15 protein-coding genes and 1 tRNA gene are annotated in these 15,498 nt (G+C 65.6%); 9 read left to right on the top strand and 7 right to left on the bottom strand.

From position 1 onward, the window contains the following. Positions 1-95: 95 nt before the first annotated feature. Positions 96-701 (top strand): LOG family protein, encoded by a 606-nt coding sequence (locus tag AC6HZP_RS12120; protein ID WP_497523082.1) that lies wholly within the window; start codon positions 96-98, stop codon positions 699-701. A gap of 14 nt (positions 702-715) precedes the next feature. On the opposite strand, the gene AC6HZP_RS12115 is transcribed toward AC6HZP_RS12120, so the two are convergent. After that, positions 716-1,897, bottom strand: coding sequence for an FAD-dependent oxidoreductase (locus AC6HZP_RS12115; RefSeq protein ID WP_497523081.1), 1,182 nt, complete (start codon positions 1,895-1,897; stop codon positions 716-718). Positions 1,898-1,983: 86 nt separating this feature from the next. Here AC6HZP_RS12115 and AC6HZP_RS12110 point away from each other — a divergent pair, with 86 nt between their 5' ends. Further along, entirely contained in the window at positions 1,984-2,661 is a 678-nt protein-coding gene (locus tag AC6HZP_RS12110; protein WP_497523080.1) for a TetR/AcrR family transcriptional regulator, read from the top strand. A gap of 96 nt (positions 2,662-2,757) precedes the next feature. Here AC6HZP_RS12110 and cimA read toward each other — a convergent pair whose 3' ends face one another. The 4 genes from cimA to cysS form a co-directional block, all read right to left on the bottom strand. Further along, complete coding sequence (gene cimA, locus AC6HZP_RS12105; RefSeq protein WP_497523079.1) at positions 2,758-4,362, bottom strand: citramalate synthase; 1,605 nt, start codon at positions 4,360-4,362, stop codon at positions 2,758-2,760. Then, on the bottom strand, positions 4,359-4,571 hold the full coding sequence (locus tag AC6HZP_RS12100; protein WP_497523078.1) for a CysS/YqeB C-terminal domain-containing protein: 213 nt from the start codon (positions 4,569-4,571) through the stop codon (positions 4,359-4,361). The genes cimA and AC6HZP_RS12100 overlap by 4 nt, the downstream gene beginning before the upstream one ends. 30 nt (positions 4,572-4,601) lie before the next feature. After that, positions 4,602-4,772 (bottom strand): hypothetical protein, encoded by a 171-nt coding sequence (locus AC6HZP_RS12095; RefSeq protein WP_497523077.1) that lies wholly within the window; start codon positions 4,770-4,772, stop codon positions 4,602-4,604. Between the two features lie 131 nt (positions 4,773-4,903). Continuing rightward, on the bottom strand, positions 4,904-6,409 hold the full coding sequence (cysS, locus tag AC6HZP_RS12090) for a cysteine--tRNA ligase (protein WP_497523076.1): 1,506 nt from the start codon (positions 6,407-6,409) through the stop codon (positions 4,904-4,906). Positions 6,410-6,868: 459 nt separating this feature from the next. Here cysS and AC6HZP_RS12085 point away from each other — a divergent pair, with 459 nt between their 5' ends. The 5 genes from AC6HZP_RS12085 (at position 6,869) to AC6HZP_RS12065 (ending at position 11,886) form a co-directional block, all read left to right on the top strand. Continuing rightward, a complete protein-coding gene (locus tag AC6HZP_RS12085; RefSeq protein ID WP_201403785.1) occupies positions 6,869-7,057 on the top strand; it encodes a hypothetical protein in 189 nt (62 codons plus the stop codon). Positions 7,058-7,149: 92 nt separating this feature from the next. After that, a complete protein-coding gene (locus tag AC6HZP_RS12080; protein ID WP_497523075.1) occupies positions 7,150-9,435 on the top strand; it encodes an NADP-dependent malic enzyme in 2,286 nt (761 codons plus the stop codon). A 100-nt stretch (positions 9,436-9,535) separates the two neighbouring features. Continuing rightward, a complete protein-coding gene (locus AC6HZP_RS12075; RefSeq protein ID WP_497523074.1) occupies positions 9,536-10,117 on the top strand; it encodes a hypothetical protein in 582 nt (193 codons plus the stop codon). 452 nt (positions 10,118-10,569) lie between these two features. Then, on the top strand, positions 10,570-11,460 hold the full coding sequence (locus tag AC6HZP_RS12070) for a metallophosphoesterase family protein (protein ID WP_497526796.1): 891 nt from the start codon (positions 10,570-10,572) through the stop codon (positions 11,458-11,460). A gap of 21 nt (positions 11,461-11,481) precedes the next feature. After that, positions 11,482-11,886 carry a cupredoxin domain-containing protein gene (locus AC6HZP_RS12065; RefSeq protein WP_497523073.1) on the top strand — a complete coding sequence of 135 codons (405 nt, stop codon included), beginning with the start codon at positions 11,482-11,484 and terminating at the stop codon, positions 11,884-11,886. Positions 11,887-12,041: 155 nt separating this feature from the next. Here AC6HZP_RS12065 and AC6HZP_RS12060 read toward each other — a convergent pair whose 3' ends face one another. Continuing rightward, positions 12,042-12,248, bottom strand: coding sequence for a cold-shock protein (locus AC6HZP_RS12060; protein ID WP_201403780.1), 207 nt, complete (start codon positions 12,246-12,248; stop codon positions 12,042-12,044). Positions 12,249-12,672: 424 nt separating this feature from the next. Here AC6HZP_RS12060 and AC6HZP_RS12055 point away from each other — a divergent pair, with 424 nt between their 5' ends. Continuing rightward, positions 12,673-12,873 (top strand): hypothetical protein, encoded by a 201-nt coding sequence (locus AC6HZP_RS12055; protein ID WP_201403779.1) that lies wholly within the window; start codon positions 12,673-12,675, stop codon positions 12,871-12,873. Between the two features lie 537 nt (positions 12,874-13,410). Here AC6HZP_RS12055 and AC6HZP_RS12050 read toward each other — a convergent pair. Further along, positions 13,411-13,485, bottom strand: a tRNA-Val gene (locus AC6HZP_RS12050). Between the two features lie 158 nt (positions 13,486-13,643). On the opposite strand from AC6HZP_RS12050, the gene AC6HZP_RS12045 reads away from it, so the two are divergent. Beyond that, the gene (locus tag AC6HZP_RS12045) at positions 13,644-15,098 is read left to right on the top strand and encodes a DHA2 family efflux MFS transporter permease subunit (RefSeq protein ID WP_497523072.1); all 1,455 of its coding nucleotides are present in this window, start codon (positions 13,644-13,646) and stop codon (positions 15,096-15,098) included. Positions 15,099-15,498 lie beyond the last annotated feature (400 nt).

Below are 15,498 nucleotides of genomic sequence, written 5' to 3'. Positions count from 1 at the left end.
GGGCGCGACAAGGCAGCGAAACCGCAGTTTCCATGGCGCTGTCGCGCAACCGCCATCGGCTTGACGCCCGTCCGCCCGGATGCGAGGAAGTCTGCATGACCCAGCTTTCCTCGATTTGCGTCTACTGCGGTTCGTCCGCGGGCGACGCCCCCATCTATGCGAGTTCCGCCGAACATCTCGGCAAGGCGATGGGAGAGGCCGGCATCGGCCTCGTCTATGGAGGCGGCGCCATCGGCCTGATGGGCATCACCGCGCGCTCCGTCATGCAGGCTGGCGGCCATGTCACCGGCATCATCCCGCAGTTCCTGAAGGAACGCGAGGTCATGCTCGACACCGCGCATGAGCTGGTCGTCACCAACGACATGCACGAGCGCAAGCGGCTGATGTTCGAGCGCTCCGACGCCTTCGTCGCCCTGCCCGGCGGCATCGGCACGCTCGAGGAACTGGTCGAGATGATGACCTGGGCCCAGCTCGGGCGGCACCGCAAGCCGGTGCTGATCGCCAACATCAACGGCTTCTGGGATCCGCTGATCGCGCTTCTGCGGCACATGTCCGACGCGGGCTTCATCCGCAGCGGCTTCGAGGTCAACTACATCGTCGCCGACAGCGCCGACGACATCCTGCCGAAGCTCAAGGCGGCGATCGCCAAAGCCGCCACCCGCGAGCCGGCCGTCGAGCCGATGCCGATCGCCGATCTCTAGGCGATCCAACCGGTTCACATGCCGATGTTTGAGAGCGCGGCTCCGGACTGCGCCGCCGCTTCCGAATTCGCCTCGATCGCGCCGGTGAGGAATTCGACGAGCGCGAAGGGGGCGCGGTCGCCGAGGCATATCTCCAGGATCTGGTGCGCATCCGCTGCCTCCGCCTCGCTGCGGGGGAACATCGCCGCTTCATAGGCCGCGAGCGCCGTCTCGACGTCGTCGGGGTGCGCGGCGATCGCCTCGGCCAGCTCGGCGCCGTCGAGCATCGCCAGGTTCGCGCCCTCGCCGGCCGGCGGCGCGAGGTGCGCGGCATCGCCGACGAGCGTCACGCCGGGCACGCGCTCCCAGCGATGCCCGACGGGCAGCGCATGGAGCCTGCGCAGGACTGGCGTGGTCTCGCCATCCGTGATCAGCGCGGCAAGCGCCGGCGCCCACCCGTCAAACTCGCCCGCGATCGTCGCCTTCGCGGTGCTGACGTCGCTGAAGTCGATGCCGGAGAACCACGCTTCGGGCCGGCTGAGCGCAACATAGGCGTGCAGGGTGCCGTCCGGCTCGCGATGGGCGAAGATCCCCTTTCCCGGAGCGAGCGCGAACAACGCGCCACCGCCGACCGCCTCGGCGGAAGCCGCATGCTTCTCGTCGGCGTCGTGGAGGTAGGTCTCGATGAATGTCGTGCCGATATAGTCGGGCCGAATGTCAGTGAGCCGCGGCCGGACCTTCGACCAGGCGCCGTCCGCCCCCACGAGGAGTGCGGTGCGGACGCTGGATCCATCCGCGAATGACAGTTCGTGCTCGCCGCCGCCGAGCGCCGTGACACCCGCGAGCTTCTTGCCCCAGCGGATCGTCCCGGCGGGCAACGACTCGAGGAGGATCCGCCGCAATTCGCCGCGAAGCACCTCGGGACGTCCACCCGTGCCGTCATCGGGCTGGTCGAGCAGCACGTTCCCGTGTTGATCCAGGACGCGCGACGCCTCGCCGCCGGGATGAATCAGGGCCTGAAACGCCTCGAACAGGCCGGCCGCCTTGAGCGCGCGCTGCCCGTCGGCCTCGTGGATGTCGAGCATCCCTCCCTGGGTGCGGGCATCAGCCGAAAGCTCTGCCTCGTAGATCGTCGCCGGGATGCCGTGCACGTGGAGCACGCGTGCCAGCATGAGGCCGCCGAGGCCCGCTCCGACGATCGCTATGGATTTCGTCATCCTTGTTTCCCTTCACGCGGTGAATGGAACGTCGTTCCAGTTGGATTTGTTTTGGAACGGTGTTCCATTCATGTCAAGATGCGGGGATGACGACCAAGACCCAACGGACAGAACGGCGCGCCGACGCGCTCTCGAAGGAACGGATTGTCGAGGCGGCGATCGAGATCCTCGATGCCGACGGCGAGACCGCCCTGACCTTCCGCGCGCTCACGACCCGCCTTTCCACCGGAAGCGGGGCGATCTACTGGCACGTCGCCGACAAGAGTGAGTTGCTCGCCGCGACCACCAATGACGTCATCGACCGGGTCATGGCCGGGGTGATCGTCAATGGGGAGCCTCGCGAGGCGATCCGCGCCATTGCCCTCGGGGTGTTCGACGCGATCGATGCGCACCCCTGGGTGGGTGCGCAGCTTTTCCGCGAACCGTGGCAGTCCGCCATGCTGCGGATCTTCGAAGGGATCGGCGGCGGGCTCCAGGCGCTCGGTGTCCCCGAGCGAGAGCAGTTCGACGCCGCGTCCGCCCTGCTGAACTATGTGCTGGGCGTCGCCGGGCAGAATGCCGCGAACGCCCGCCTCGCGCGCGATACCGATCGAACGGACCGCGAGGCCTTCCTCGGTGACGTCGCCGCCCGGTGGAGCGAACTCGACCCGGCCGAATATCCGTTCCTGCGCCAGGTGGCGACGCAATTGCGCGAACACGACGACCGCGAGCAATTCCTCGCCGGTGTCGACCTCATCCTGGCCGGCATCGCAGCCGCCCGCTAGGCGCTCGCCGGGACGTGTGTCGCGCAATTTCGCCAGGGTACATCTCCGCGAGACCCGCCCGCGGAGATGCGTGAATAAGAGACGACGAAAGCCGGCTCAGCCGTGCGCCGGCTTCGCCCCGGATTTCACCAGCTTGTAGATGATCGAATCGAGCAGCGCCTCGAACGAGGCGTCGACGACGTTTTCCGAGACGCCGATGGTCAGCCAGCTGTCGCCGGTGGCGTCGCGCGTCTCAATGAGGACGCGGGTCACGGCTTCCGTGCCGCCGTTCAGGATACGGACCTTGTAGTCGATCAGCTCGAGATCCGAGATCGCTTCCTGATAGACGCCGAGATCCTTGCGGAGCGCCCGGTCAAGCGCGTTGACTGGGCCGTTGCCCTCCTCGACCGTCAACAGCCGCTCGCCGCCGACGATCAGCTTCACCACGGCCTCGGAGACCGAGATCTGCTTGCCGACCGCGTTGAAGCGGCGCTCGACCGTGACGTGGAAGCTCTCGACCGCGAAGAATTCCGGCACATGGCCGAGGGTCCGGCGCGCCAGCAGCTCGAACGAGGCGTCGGCGCCCTCATAGGAATAGCCGACCGCCTCGCGCTCCTTGACCTCGGAGAGCAGCGCATCGAGCCGGCGATCGCCCTTGTCGACCGTGATGCCGAGGCGCGACAGCTCGGCGAGCAGGTTCGAGCGCCCGGCCTGGTCCGAGACCAGCACGCGGCGATGATTGCCGACCGCTTCCGGCTTCACATGCTCGTAGGTGCTCGGATCCTTGACGATGGCCGAGGCGTGGATGCCGGCCTTGGTCGCGAAAGCCGAGGCGCCGACATAGGGCGCCTGCCGGTTGGGAGCGCGGTTGACGATCTCGTCGAAGCGGTGGGAAAGCGCGGTGAGCCCCTTCAGCGCCTCCTGCGAGACGCCGATCTCGAAGCGGTCGGCATAGGCCGGCTTCAGCATCAGGGTCGGGATGATCGAGGTCAAATTGGCGTTGCCGCAGCGCTCGCCGATACCGTTCAGCGTGCCCTGGATCTGGCGCGCGCCGCCCCGGATGGCGGCCAGCGAATTGGCGACCGCCTGCTCGGTGTCGTTATGCGCATGCACGCCGAGATGATCGCCGGGGATCACCTTGGCGACCTCGCGGACGATCGCCTCGACTTCCTCCGGCAGCGTGCCGCCATTGGTTTCGCAGAGCACGACCCAGCGTGCACCGGCCTCATACGCGGTGCGGGCGCAGGCGAGCGCGTAGGTCGGGTTCGCCTTGTAGCCGTCGAAGAAGTGCTCGCAATCGACGAGCGCTTCCTTGCCGCTTGCTACAGCCGCCTCGACCGACTGGCGGATGCCCTCGAGGTTCTCTTCCTCTGTGGCGCCGAGCGCGACCTTGACCTGGTAGTCCCAGCTCTTGGCGACGAAGCAGATCGCGTCCGAGGCCGCGGCCAGCAGCGTGTTGATGCCGGGATCGTTGGAGAGGCTGACCCCTGCCCGCTTCGTCATGCCGAAGGCGGTGAACTTCGCGCGGCGCGTCCGCTTCTCGGTGAAGAAGCGCGTGTCGGTCGGATTGGCGCCGGGATAGCCGCCCTCGACATAATCGACGCCGAGTTGATCGAGCATGTCGGCGATCAGGACCTTGTCCTCGACGGAGAAGTCGACGCCGTTCGTCTGCGCGCCGTCGCGCAGCGTCGTGTCAAAGAGATAGAGGCGCTCTTTTGTCATTCGGAGCCTTCTTCCGGCGTCGCCTTCACGTCCCACGTCGTCCAGAACTCACCCGTCGCCTCGTCCTTGCCGTCGATGATGACCAGGCCCATGGCGTCGAGCTGCTTGCGGATGGTGTCGGCCTTGGCGAAGTCCTTGACCTCCCGCGCCGCGATGCGGTCGGCGATCAGCTGTTCGATCAGGGCTTCGTCGAGCGGAATGTTGGTCATGGTGGTGTCTTTCTGTTGGGCGGCGCGGGGTTATCGCGCGCGGGATTGCAGGTCGAGGCTCTTCGTCATCCCGGTAATTGCGGGGATGACGGCGGAGCGCGGGGTGCGGTCGCGAATAGTGCCGGGAGGCAGGGCTGCATCGGCGACGACATTCTCGGTCGTCATCCCGGCGAAGGCCGGGATCCATTCAGCGGAAGTCATGGGCGTTGAAACTCCGACCATTTCCGCCGAATCCCCGACGAACCCAGCCGTATGGATCCCGGCCTTCGCCGGGATGACGGAGGTCGTGGGGCTCGCGGCGGAGCGCGGGGCGAAGGGAGCGCGCGATGCCCTCATCGCTTCACTTCCCAGGTGGTGACGATCTCGCCGGTCGCCGGGTCCTTGGCGTCCTTCAACGCGATGCCGAGGCCGTCGAGCTCGGCGCGGATGCGGTCGGCCTCGGCGAAGTTCTTGGCGCGGCGGGCTTCGAGACGGGCGGCGATGAAGGCGAGGATCTCGGTTTCGGCCGGGACGTCGCTCGCCTCCTGGCCGTAGCCATAGATCTCTTCCGACGCCTCGCCGGCCCAGAGGCCAAGGAAGCGCATCGAACGCGACAGCTTGGTCGCCGCCTCCCGATCGCCCTTCTGCCGCGCCCAGCCGGCCATCAGCGCCTTGGCTTCGGAGAAGTTGAGATCGTCGGCGAGCACCGCGACCAGTTCGGCCGGCGGCTCGTCGCTCTCATCCAGTCCCGCGACGAGGTCGATCCAGTCGGCGAGCTGCTTGCGCGCCTCGACCAGACGTTCGGCGGTGAAATCGATCGGCTGCCGGTAGTGCGTCGTCAGCATGGCGAAGCGCAGCACGCGGCCGTGCCAGATGTTCGCGCCGAAATCGCCCGTCTCCAGCAGCTCGCGGATGGTGACGAAGTTGCCGAGGCTCTTCGACATCTTCTCGCCTTCGACCTGCAGGAAGCCGTTATGCATCCAGATATTGGCCATGCGCGGCGCGTCGAAGGCGCAGCAGGACTGCGCGATCTCGTTCTCGTGGTGCGGGAAGACGAGATCGATGCCGCCGCCATGGATATCAAAGGTGTTCTTCTGCGGATCGTCGCAGGTCAAGCCACCGCCGAACGGCTCCAGCAGCTTCGCCATCGACATGGCCGAGCATTCGATGTGCCAGCCCGGACGGCCGCGACCCTCGATGCCGGAAGGCGACGGCCAGCCCGGCTCGTTCTCGGCAGACGGCTTCCAGAGCACGAAATCCATCGGCTCTTTCTTATAGGGCGCGACATCGACGCGGGCGCCGGCCAGCATCTCGTCGAGCGAGCGCCGGGCGAGCGCGCCATAGCGCGGCAGCTTGCCGTTCAGCTGGTCCATGGCCGAGGGCGAGAACAGCACGTGCCCTTCCGCCACATAGGCGACGCCGCGCTCGACCAGGCGCTCGATCATCGCCTTCATGCCGTCGATATGCTCGGTGGCGCGCGGCTGTTCGGTCGGCGGCAGGCAGCCGAGCGCCGCCACATCCGCCTGGAACTGCGCGTCGGTCTTCTCCGTGACGAGGCGGATCGCTTCGTTCAGCGGCAGGTCGGGATAATCGACCGCGGCGCGCGCGTTGATCTTGTCGTCGACGTCCGTGATGTTGCGGACATAAGTGACGTGGTCCGGCCCATAGACATGGCGCAGCAACCGGAACAGCACGTCGAAGACGATAACCGGGCGCGCATTGCCGATATGGGCGAAGTCATAGACGGTCGGTCCGCAGACATACATGCGGATATGCGGCTTGCCGGTCGCGGGGTCACGGAAGAGCGGGTTCAGCTCGTCCTTGTCCTTCGTCAGCGTATTGTAGAGGCGCAGCGTCATTGAACGATCCCGATGAACACAAGCCCGCCGGCCGGGGCGTTCGTCTCTATCGGAATGGAACAGAGGAACGGCCTCAGCCAGCGTGCGCTAGCCGGTAATAATCCCGCAGCGGATAATGCCGTTGAAACGCGGAAAAGCCGTCATGCCAGCGTGATGACGGAATTCGGACGGAGCGTCAAGGCGCTCGGCGTCGAACCGGCGCTGAAGAGGGCGGCAACGGGCGGAAAATGCGCGCGGATGCGTCCGCAAGGACCCGGTCGGGAACATCCGGCATGGCGCCAAGATTGAATTAAGGCAATCCACAATCCTGCCGTCAACGTCACCAAAACCCTAAGATCTCGACGATTTTAATCAAATCGCAAGAATTCCGAACGATATCTGAACGTGAGTTTCAGGTCGGGTTCAGCTCTGGGGGCGCAGGATCCGACCATCGATTAGGGCCTTTTGGAGTACCGCGTCATGGCCACTCGTTCGTTCTTCGCCGTCACCCTCTTCGCCACGCTCATCGGCATCGGCCTCGCCGAGATGGTGCAGCGCCCGGCGCATTCCGACCTCCGCGATCCGCGCACGTCGGCGATCAGCATGTGCATGGCCAAGGGCATTGCCTGCGGCGGCACCGTGACCCGCACGGGTTTCTCCGCTTTCTGACCTTCACTGGCTCGCCTCGCCAGCCCTGATCGGATACGACGGATCGCGGCAGCAAGGATGCCGTCTAATCCGTATCGTTCGCAGGCAGGACTATGACTGAAAAAAGCCCGGTGGGCGCCGATCTCGACGAGAGCGCGCTCTTCTATCACCGCTTCCCGCAGCCGGGTAAGCTTGAGATCCGGGCGACAAAGCCGCTTGGCAATCAGCGCGATCTGGCGCTCGCCTATTCGCCGGGTGTTGCCGCGCCCTGCCTCGCCATCGAGGCGGATCCCGCCAAGGCCTTCGATTATACCGCGCGCGGCAATCTGGTCGCCGTGATCTCGAACGGCACCGCCGTGCTCGGCCTCGGCGCCATCGGCGCCCTCGCCTCGAAGCCGGTGATGGAAGGCAAGGCCGTCCTCTTCAAGAAATTTGCCGGCATCGACGTCTTCGACATCGAGGTGGACGAGCGCGACATCGACCGGTTCGTCGACGTCGTCGCCGCGCTGGAGCCGACCTTCGGCGGCATCAACCTCGAAGACATCAAGGCGCCGGAATGCTTCGAGATCGAGCGCAAGCTGCGCGCCCGCATGAAGATCCCCGTCTTCCATGACGACCAGCATGGCACGGCGATCATCGTCGGCGCCGCCGTCATAAACGGCCTGAAGCTGAAGGCGAAGCCGATCGCGGAAGCGAAGATCGTCTGCTCCGGCGCCGGCGCCGCCGCGCTCGCCTGTTTGAACCAGATGGTCGCCCTCGGCGCCAAGCGCGAGAACATCTGGGTCGCCGATATCGAAGGCGTCGTCTATGAGGGCCGCGAGGCGCTGATGGACCAGTGGAAGTCCGTCTTCGCCCAGAAAACCGACAAGCGCACGCTCGCCGAGATCATCGACGGCGCCGACGTCTTCCTCGGCCTGTCGGCCGCCGGCGTGCTGAAGCCGGACATGGTCGCCCGCATGGCCGAGCGTCCGCTGATCCTGGCGCTGGCGAACCCGAAGCCGGAGATCATGCCGGACGAAGCGCGCGCCGTGCGCCCGGACGTCACCATCTGCACCGGCCGTTCGGATTTCCCCAATCAGGTCAACAACGTCCTCTGCTTTCCTCATATCTTCCGCGGCGCCCTCGATGTCGGCGCAACGACGATCAATGAGGAAATGAAGCAGGCAGCGGTGAACGCGATCGCCGCGCTCGCGCAGGAAGAGCCGTCCGACGTCGTCGCGCAGGCCTATGGCGGCGTGCAGCTCTCGTTCGGACCGGACTACCTGATCCCGTCGCCCTTCGATCAGCGCCTGATCCTCCGGATCGCGCCGGCGGTGGCGCGCGCGGCGATGGAGACCGGCGTCGCCACCCGGCCGATCACCGATTTCGACGCCTATATGGACCGGCTGACCCGCTTCGTCTTCAAGTCCGGCCTGCTGATGAAGCCGATGGTCGCGGCGGCCAAGACCGACGTGAAGCGCGTCATCTATGCCGACGGCGAGGACGAGCGCGTGCTGCGCGCCGCCCAGGTGGCGCTCGAGGACGGGCTGGCGCAGCCGATCCTAATCGGCCGCCCCTCGGTGATCGAGACCCGCGTAAAGCGCTTCGGTCTGCGCTTCAAGCCGGGCACGGATTGCGAGATCATCAATCCCGAGGACGACAAGCGCTATCGCGACTATGTCGAGCTCTATCTCGAGAAGATGGGCCGCCGCGGCATCACGCCGGAAGCGGCGCGCACTATCGTCCGCACCAACACGACCGTCATCGGCGCTCTGGCGCTGATCCGCAACGACGCCGACGCCCTGCTCTGCGGCCTGGAAGGCCAGTTCCGCACCAATTTCCGCGTCATCCGCGACGTCATCGGGCTGCGCGCCGAGAGCCATTCCTATTCGGCCATGAGCCTCCTGATCAGCTCCGGCGCGACGACGTTCCTGACCGACACCTATGTCAACGAGAACCCGACCGCCGAGGAAATCGCGGAAGTGACCCGGCTCGCCGCCGACCACATCCGCCGCTTCGGCATCACGCCGAAGGCGGCGCTGCTGTCGCATTCGAATTTCGGCTCGCGCGACAATGTCTCGAGCGCCAAGATGCGCCGGGCGACGGAAATCCTCTGGGAAACGGCGCCCGACCTCGAGGTCGATGGCGAGATGCATGGCGACTCGGCGCTGTCCGAGACGCTGCGCGCCCGCGTCATGCCGAAGTCGAAGCTGACGGGCGAAGCGAACCTGCTGGTGTTCCCGAACCTCGACGCCGCCAACATCACGATGAACGTCGTCAAGGTGATGACGGACGCGCTGCATGTCGGCCCGATCCTGCTCGGCGCCGCCAAGCCGGCGCACATCCTGACGCCGTCGGTGACCTCGCGCGGCATCGTCAACATGACGGCGCTCGCCGCCGTCGAGGCGCAGAGCGCCTGAGCTACACGCGGGCATTGTTCCGCATCGTAAAGAGCCTGTAGAAGAAATGGCCGGCCCCGGTTCGGGGCCGGCCATTTTTCATGCCGCGAGCAGCCCACCCATGACGAGCCCCGCCGAAGAGACCGTCCACCTCTACCTGAGCGACATGCACAACATGTTCCAGACGCCGGAGGTGGATCCTTTCCTCGGCGAGAACATCGAGGCCTCCGGCATCGATCAGCTGATCGACACGATGAATGCGCGCCACGGCGGCCAGAAGCCCGTCTCGGCCATCGCCATCCACCTGCCGGAAGCGCAGATCACGCCGGAGCTTCCGACCCGGATGAGCACCGCCATCACCAATTACTGCAACGCGCAGATCCGGCTCGCCGCGCAGAAGAAGCGCGAGACCTGGCTGGAAGGGCGCAAGGCGCTGCGCATCGGCCTGGTGTTCTGGGCGATCTGCCTGGCGCTCTCGCTGCTGTTCGAGGAGGTGATCTTCACCCGCCACGCCATGGGCCGCCTGTTCGGCGAGGGCTTCATCATCGCAGGCTGGGTCGGCCTCTGGCGCCCGGCCGAGCTGCTCCTCTACGACTGGCGCCCCTATTCGCGCGAGATCCGCCGCTACGAGGAGATCCAGCGCATGAAGGTCGTCATCGTCCCGCGCGAAGCCGGCGGCACGCAGCTCGCGATTCCGATCTGAAATCTGGCGCTGACGGGCTCGCACTGCCCTTCACCTCTCCCTGAGGAAACCGTTGCGCAACGCCGCCTTCATCGCGCTGATCGGATCTTGCCACGCTCCGCCGTCATCCCGGCGAAGGCCGGGATCCAGACACACAGGCTTGTGGCCGATAGGCTGAGCCAAAGCTGTTTATGGGCCCCGGCCTCCGCCGGGGCGACGGCGCCCTGCCCATAGGCTGTGGGCTGCATGGCGATCATTGGGTGTTGCGCGAAGGTCTCCTGAGGGAGCGGTGAAGGGAAGACATTTCCGCCCCCCGCTCTATCTGGTTCCAGAGCGCGTGCTCGCCACCGCGCCTGGATCAGGAGCGAACCATGAGCACATCCGACGAAGATCGGCCCTCGCAGGGCAAGCCCTCGCATGACAGGCCCCTGCTGGACGAGGACGGCATCGACCGCCGCGGCTTCCTCCGATGCATGAACTGGGCAGGAACCGGAATTCTCTGGGGCCTGGCCGGGGGGCTACCGCTCGGGATCGGCCTCGACAAGGCCCTGGCGGCCGAGGCGGCGGCGCCCCAGCCCTTCACCTTCCTGCAGATCAGCGACAGCCATGTCGGCTTCGACAAGCCCGCCAATCCGAACGCGCTGGCGACGCTGCAGGAGGCGATCGACCGGATCAAGGCGCTGCCCGTCAAGCCGGCCTTCATGATCCATACCGGCGACATCAGCCACCTCTCCAAGGCGTCGGAATTCGACGATGCCGACAAGCTGATCGCCGAGACCGGACTGCACGTCTTCTATGTGCCGGGCGAACACGACCTCCTCGACGAGGGCCAGGGCAAGGCCTATCTCGATCGCTACGGCAAGGGATCGAAAGGCACCGGCTGGTACAGCTTCGATCAGGACGGCGTGCACTTCGTCGGGCTCGTCAACGTGGCGGGCCTCGCCGCCGGCGGCCTCGGCAAGCTCGGCCCCGACCAGCTCGCCTGGCTGAAGAACGACCTCGGCGCCGTGTCCGCCTCGACGCCCGTCGTCGTCTTCGCCCATATCCCGCTCTGGAGCATCTATCCGGAATGGGGCTGGGGCACCGACGACGGCGCGGAGGCGCTCTCCAACCTGAAGCGCTTCGGCTCGGTGACCATCCTGAACGGCCACATTCACCAGGTGATGCAGAAGGTCGAGGGCAACGTTACCTTCCACACCGCGCGCTCGACGGCCTTCCCGCAGCCGGCTCCCGGCAAGGCGCCCGCGCCGGGCCCGATGAAGGTGCCGGCCGGCGACCTCCGGAAATATCTCGGCGTCGCGACGGTCGATTTCGTCCGCGGCTCGCAGCCGCTGGCGATCGTCGACCGCCCGCTTGCCGGTTGAGCGAACAGGGAGCGCTTCATCATGTGCGCATGGATTCGCCAATCCTCGTCGGTCCCGGTCGCGCGTCGCGCCGGGCGCCGGCTCTCCGCGCCCCGGCGGCTGCTCGTCGCGGGACTGCTCGCGCTGCCGCTATGGCTGATCGCCGCGTCGAGCGCCTCCGCCGCCGGTGCGGCGGCGACGATCCAGATCGAGAACTTCACCTTCACGCCGGCTGAGCTCTCGGTCGAACCCGGCACGACCGTGACCTGGGTCAACCACGACGACATCCCGCATCTCGTCGCCGCCACCGACAAGGGCTTCCGGTCGCCGCCGCTCGATACCGACGACCATTTCACCTTCACCTTCACCAAGCCGGGAAAGTTCGACTATTTCTGCGCGCTGCATCCGCGCATGACGGGAAAGGTCGTCGTGACCAAGCCGAAATAGGCCGACTGCAGCGGCCGGCAGCGCGGTCTGAAACTGGGTCAAGGATCACCCGGCCGCCCCCCGCAGGCACTGGCATTTCGCCAAAAGCGAAACTCCAGACGCAAAAAAGCCCGGCGGGAAGCCGGGCTCTTCGATTTCAGATCTGCGCTGAACGCTCAGACGGCCGCGAGATTCGAGGCCTTGGTCTTGCCGCGATCGCTGACGACGTCGAAGGAAACCTTCTGACCTTCGTTGAGCGAACGCATGCCGGCTGCTTCAAGAGCGGTGACATGCACGAAGACGTCGGGACCACCGGCGTCAGGCGCAATGAAGCCGAAGCCGCGCTGCGAATCGAAGAACTTAACGGTGCCAGTATCGGCCATTTAGAAAACTACCTTAGTCATTCACGCCAGCACCATGCCAGCGCGCCTTCGAGGCGAACATGACCGGGAGCATCGCAACAGCCTTGTAGAGGCGCGGCAACATTCACCGATCAGGTTCGCAAACCCAACCAGAGCATCTGATCGTTTGTCAGGGGATCAGGGAAAAAATGAAACGGAGTACATCCGTCCGCTTCGTTCATGAACGACGGCTGCATCGACAAATGCGCCTATCGAACTCCCGCTCTGTTCGGCTGGGACAAGACATATATAGACGACCAGGAATGAAACTGCAAATTATCAATTAAGTCTTTTTTGGACACGCCGGCGCGCTGCATCAAAATATCGAAACCGATCGGGCGATTTATCCATCCACGCGCTCGGAATTATTATGACTCGCCGGCCGATTTTCTGATACGTTTCGGCAATGTCTCATACATTTAAAGTCGGCCAGCGTGTCACCATGGACCGGAGCAAGATCTTCAGCTCCGCTCCGGGCACATACATCATTGTCGCAGCCCTGCCGGAATCAGGCGGTCGGCTGCAATACCGGATCAAGAGCGAGCTCGAGAAGCACGAGCGCGTCGCCGAGCAGAGCCAGTTGCATCCGATGCTCGAAGAGGTCTGAGGCGCGTCGGATCCAAGGGTCTGGACGAAGCCGACCTATCGGTAAAATTCTCTCGGCTGCGTAGAACTGGAAGACCCGGAGATCGCGCTGGCACCCGTTGTGCCGTCTCGCGATTCCGGCTTTTGCACGCGATGCGGGCGGCGCCGGTTGATCCGTCGCCGAGACCGTTCTCCCGGACTGCATTCCCATACTCCACCATCATCCTGAGGTGCTTCGCGTGAGCGAAGCCTCGAAGGAGGATCCAGCGGGCCACACCCGCTGGCGAAGTCTGGCGAAATCCGCCCCACGGTCTCGACCCAGGGCGTTCCCTGGACCCTCCTTCGAGGCCCGGCTTTGCCGGGCACCTCAGGATGATGATCGCGTTTCTGAGAAGGCAGTCCGCGATCCTGCCGTCGAGTGAAATTCGCGCGTAGATCGCGTCATTCAAACGTTCCCGGCTAGACACTCAGGTTGATGGCGGAGTCGATCGACCAGCCTCGAAGCTTAGCTGCCCGAAGGCGGACACTGCCGCCGAGATCGCTATTCGATAAAGGAAAATGGTGGGCGGTACTGGGATTGAACCAGTGACCCTTCGCGTGTGAAGCGAATGCTCTCCCGCTGAGCTAACCGCCCATCCGGCCGAAGCGAAGCGCTCCGGGGAAGGTGGCCGGGATATAGAGTGCCGCGACCGATCAAGTCAAGCCGAGGCAAAAAGTTATGCCACGAGATTGTGAATTGCATCGGCGGGCGACATCGCCCAAATAGGACGTACCCCTTACGAAATGTACGTTATGCCAAGTGATACCGTCCTCGGTGCAGGCATTGCCTCCGCCGCCCCCACCCCACGCGCCTACCGCATCACCGCCCTCATCGTCGCCAGCGCCCTGTTCATGGAACAGCTCGATTCGACGGTGCTGTCGACCGCGCTGCCGACCATGGCGCGAAGCTTCGGCGTCTCGCCGCTCGACATGAGCGTCGCCCTGACGGGCTACCTGCTCAGCCTGGCGATCTTTATCCCGGCGAGCGGCTGGATTGCCGACCGCTTCGGCGCGCGCAACGTGTTCTGCGCGGCGATCGCCATCTTCATGGCGGGATCGCTGATGTGCGCCCAGGCGCACAACCTGCCCTTCCTCGTGCTCGCGCGGATGCTGCAGGGGCTCGGCGGCGCCATGATGGTGCCCGTCGGACGACTGGTCATCCTGAAGACCGTGCCGCGCTCCGATTTCGTCTCGGCCATGGCCTGGGTGATGGTCCCTGCCCTGATCGGCCCGGTGATCGGCCCGATGGTGGGCGGCTTCATCGTCACCTATCTCGACTGGCGCTGGATCTTCTACGTGAACCTGCCGCTCGGCCTGATCGGCATCCTGCTGGCGAGCCGCTACATCGACAATGTCCGCGAGGATATCCGCCGTCCGTTCGACGGGCTGGGTCTGCTCCTCTCTGGCGTCTCGCTCGGCTCGCTGCTGTTCGCCTTCGAGACCGGCGGGCGCGGCGAGGCGCCGCTCGGCACGACGCTGATCCTCATCGCCGTCGGCATCGTTTCCGGCGCGCTCTACCTCCGGCATGCCCGCCGCCACGTCGCGCCGATCCTCGATCTCCGCCTGATGCGGCACAAGACCTTCAGCCTCTCGGTCGTCGCCGGAAGCCTGGCGCGAATCTCGGCCGGCGCGATGCCTTTCCTGCTGCCGATGATGATGCAGCTCGGCTTCGGCATGTCGGCCGTGCACAGCGGACTGGTCACCTTCATCTCCGCCGCCGGCGCCATGGCGATGAAGGCCTCGGCGACGCCGATCCTGCGCCGCTTCGGCTTCCGCAACACGCTGATCTGGAACAGCGTCGTCGCGAGCTGCTTCCTGGCGAGCTACGCGATGTTCCGGCCCGACTGGCCGCTGCTCGCCATCTATGCCGTGCTGCTGATCGGCGGCTTCTCGCAGTCGCTGCAGTTCACCGCCTACAACACGATCGCCTATGCCGAGGTCGAGCGCGAGGAAATGAGCGCCGCGACCAGCTTCTACACGACGATCCAGCAGATGATGCTGTCGCTGGGCATCTGCGTGTCGGCGACCGTCCTGCATGTCTCCGTCGCCCTTTCCGGCAACGGCGCGCCGACCATGCCGGACTTCTCGGCCGCCTTCCTGACGGTAACGAGCATCTCGCTGCTCGCCGCCTTCGTCTGCGCCCGCCTGCCTCTGAACGCCGGCGACGACCTCGCCGGGCGGCAGGATCTGCCGAAGGTCGACCACTAGGGTCCGTCATCGCCTGCGTGAGTGCCCGCAATGCAGGGGCGCTTTCCTTTCACCTCTCCCTCAGGGAGGCCTTCGCGCAACGCCGCCCTCGTCGCGCTGGATGGATCTTGCCACCCTCTGCCGTCATCCCGGCGAAGGCCGGGATCCAGACACACAGGCCTGTGGCCGATAGGCTGAGCCAAGCTTTCCTGGTCGGTGTCTATGGGCCCCGGCCTCCGCCGGGGCGACGGCGCGCTGCCCATAGGCCATGGACGGCATGGCGACCGTCGGTGTTTTGCAAGGTCTCCTCAGGGAGAGGTCAAAGACGACGCGCATCGAAGATCGACCTCGCGCCTCCGTCCCTCCGCCCTGCGGCGCGACCTGCGACAGTCTCGTCAAACAGGGGATATTGCACGAACGG

The sequence above is a fragment of the Kaistia sp. SLG-1 genome (genome assembly GCF_059699055.1).
This window is presented reverse-complemented; position numbering and strand designations above follow the sequence as displayed.

Excerpts from the sequence above, each read along its gene's own strand:
- AC6HZP_RS12120 (WP_497523082.1), top strand. The coding sequence starts at position 96 with ATGACCCAGCTTTCCTCGATTTGCGTCTACTGCGGTTCGTCCGCGGGC.
- AC6HZP_RS12115 (WP_497523081.1), bottom strand. The coding sequence starts at position 1,897 with ATGACGAAATCCATAGCGATCGTCGGAGCGGGCCTCGGCGGCCTCATG.
- AC6HZP_RS12110 (WP_497523080.1), top strand. The coding sequence starts at position 1,984 with ATGACGACCAAGACCCAACGGACAGAACGGCGCGCCGACGCGCTCTCG.
- cimA (WP_497523079.1), bottom strand. The coding sequence starts at position 4,362 with ATGACAAAAGAGCGCCTCTATCTCTTTGACACGACGCTGCGCGACGGC.
- AC6HZP_RS12100 (WP_497523078.1), bottom strand. The coding sequence starts at position 4,571 with ATGACCAACATTCCGCTCGACGAAGCCCTGATCGAACAGCTGATCGCC.
- AC6HZP_RS12095 (WP_497523077.1), bottom strand. The coding sequence starts at position 4,772 with ATGACTTCCGCTGAATGGATCCCGGCCTTCGCCGGGATGACGACCGAG.
- cysS (WP_497523076.1), bottom strand. The coding sequence starts at position 6,409 with ATGACGCTGCGCCTCTACAATACGCTGACGAAGGACAAGGACGAGCTG.
- AC6HZP_RS12085 (WP_201403785.1), top strand. The coding sequence starts at position 6,869 with ATGGCCACTCGTTCGTTCTTCGCCGTCACCCTCTTCGCCACGCTCATC.
- AC6HZP_RS12080 (WP_497523075.1), top strand. The coding sequence starts at position 7,150 with ATGACTGAAAAAAGCCCGGTGGGCGCCGATCTCGACGAGAGCGCGCTC.
- AC6HZP_RS12075 (WP_497523074.1), top strand. The coding sequence starts at position 9,536 with ATGACGAGCCCCGCCGAAGAGACCGTCCACCTCTACCTGAGCGACATG.
- AC6HZP_RS12070 (WP_497526796.1), top strand. The coding sequence starts at position 10,570 with ATGAACTGGGCAGGAACCGGAATTCTCTGGGGCCTGGCCGGGGGGCTA.
- AC6HZP_RS12065 (WP_497523073.1), top strand. The coding sequence starts at position 11,482 with ATGTGCGCATGGATTCGCCAATCCTCGTCGGTCCCGGTCGCGCGTCGC.
- AC6HZP_RS12060 (WP_201403780.1), bottom strand. The coding sequence starts at position 12,248 with ATGGCCGATACTGGCACCGTTAAGTTCTTCGATTCGCAGCGCGGCTTC.
- AC6HZP_RS12055 (WP_201403779.1), top strand. The coding sequence starts at position 12,673 with ATGTCTCATACATTTAAAGTCGGCCAGCGTGTCACCATGGACCGGAGC.
- AC6HZP_RS12045 (WP_497523072.1), top strand. The coding sequence starts at position 13,644 with ATGCCAAGTGATACCGTCCTCGGTGCAGGCATTGCCTCCGCCGCCCCC.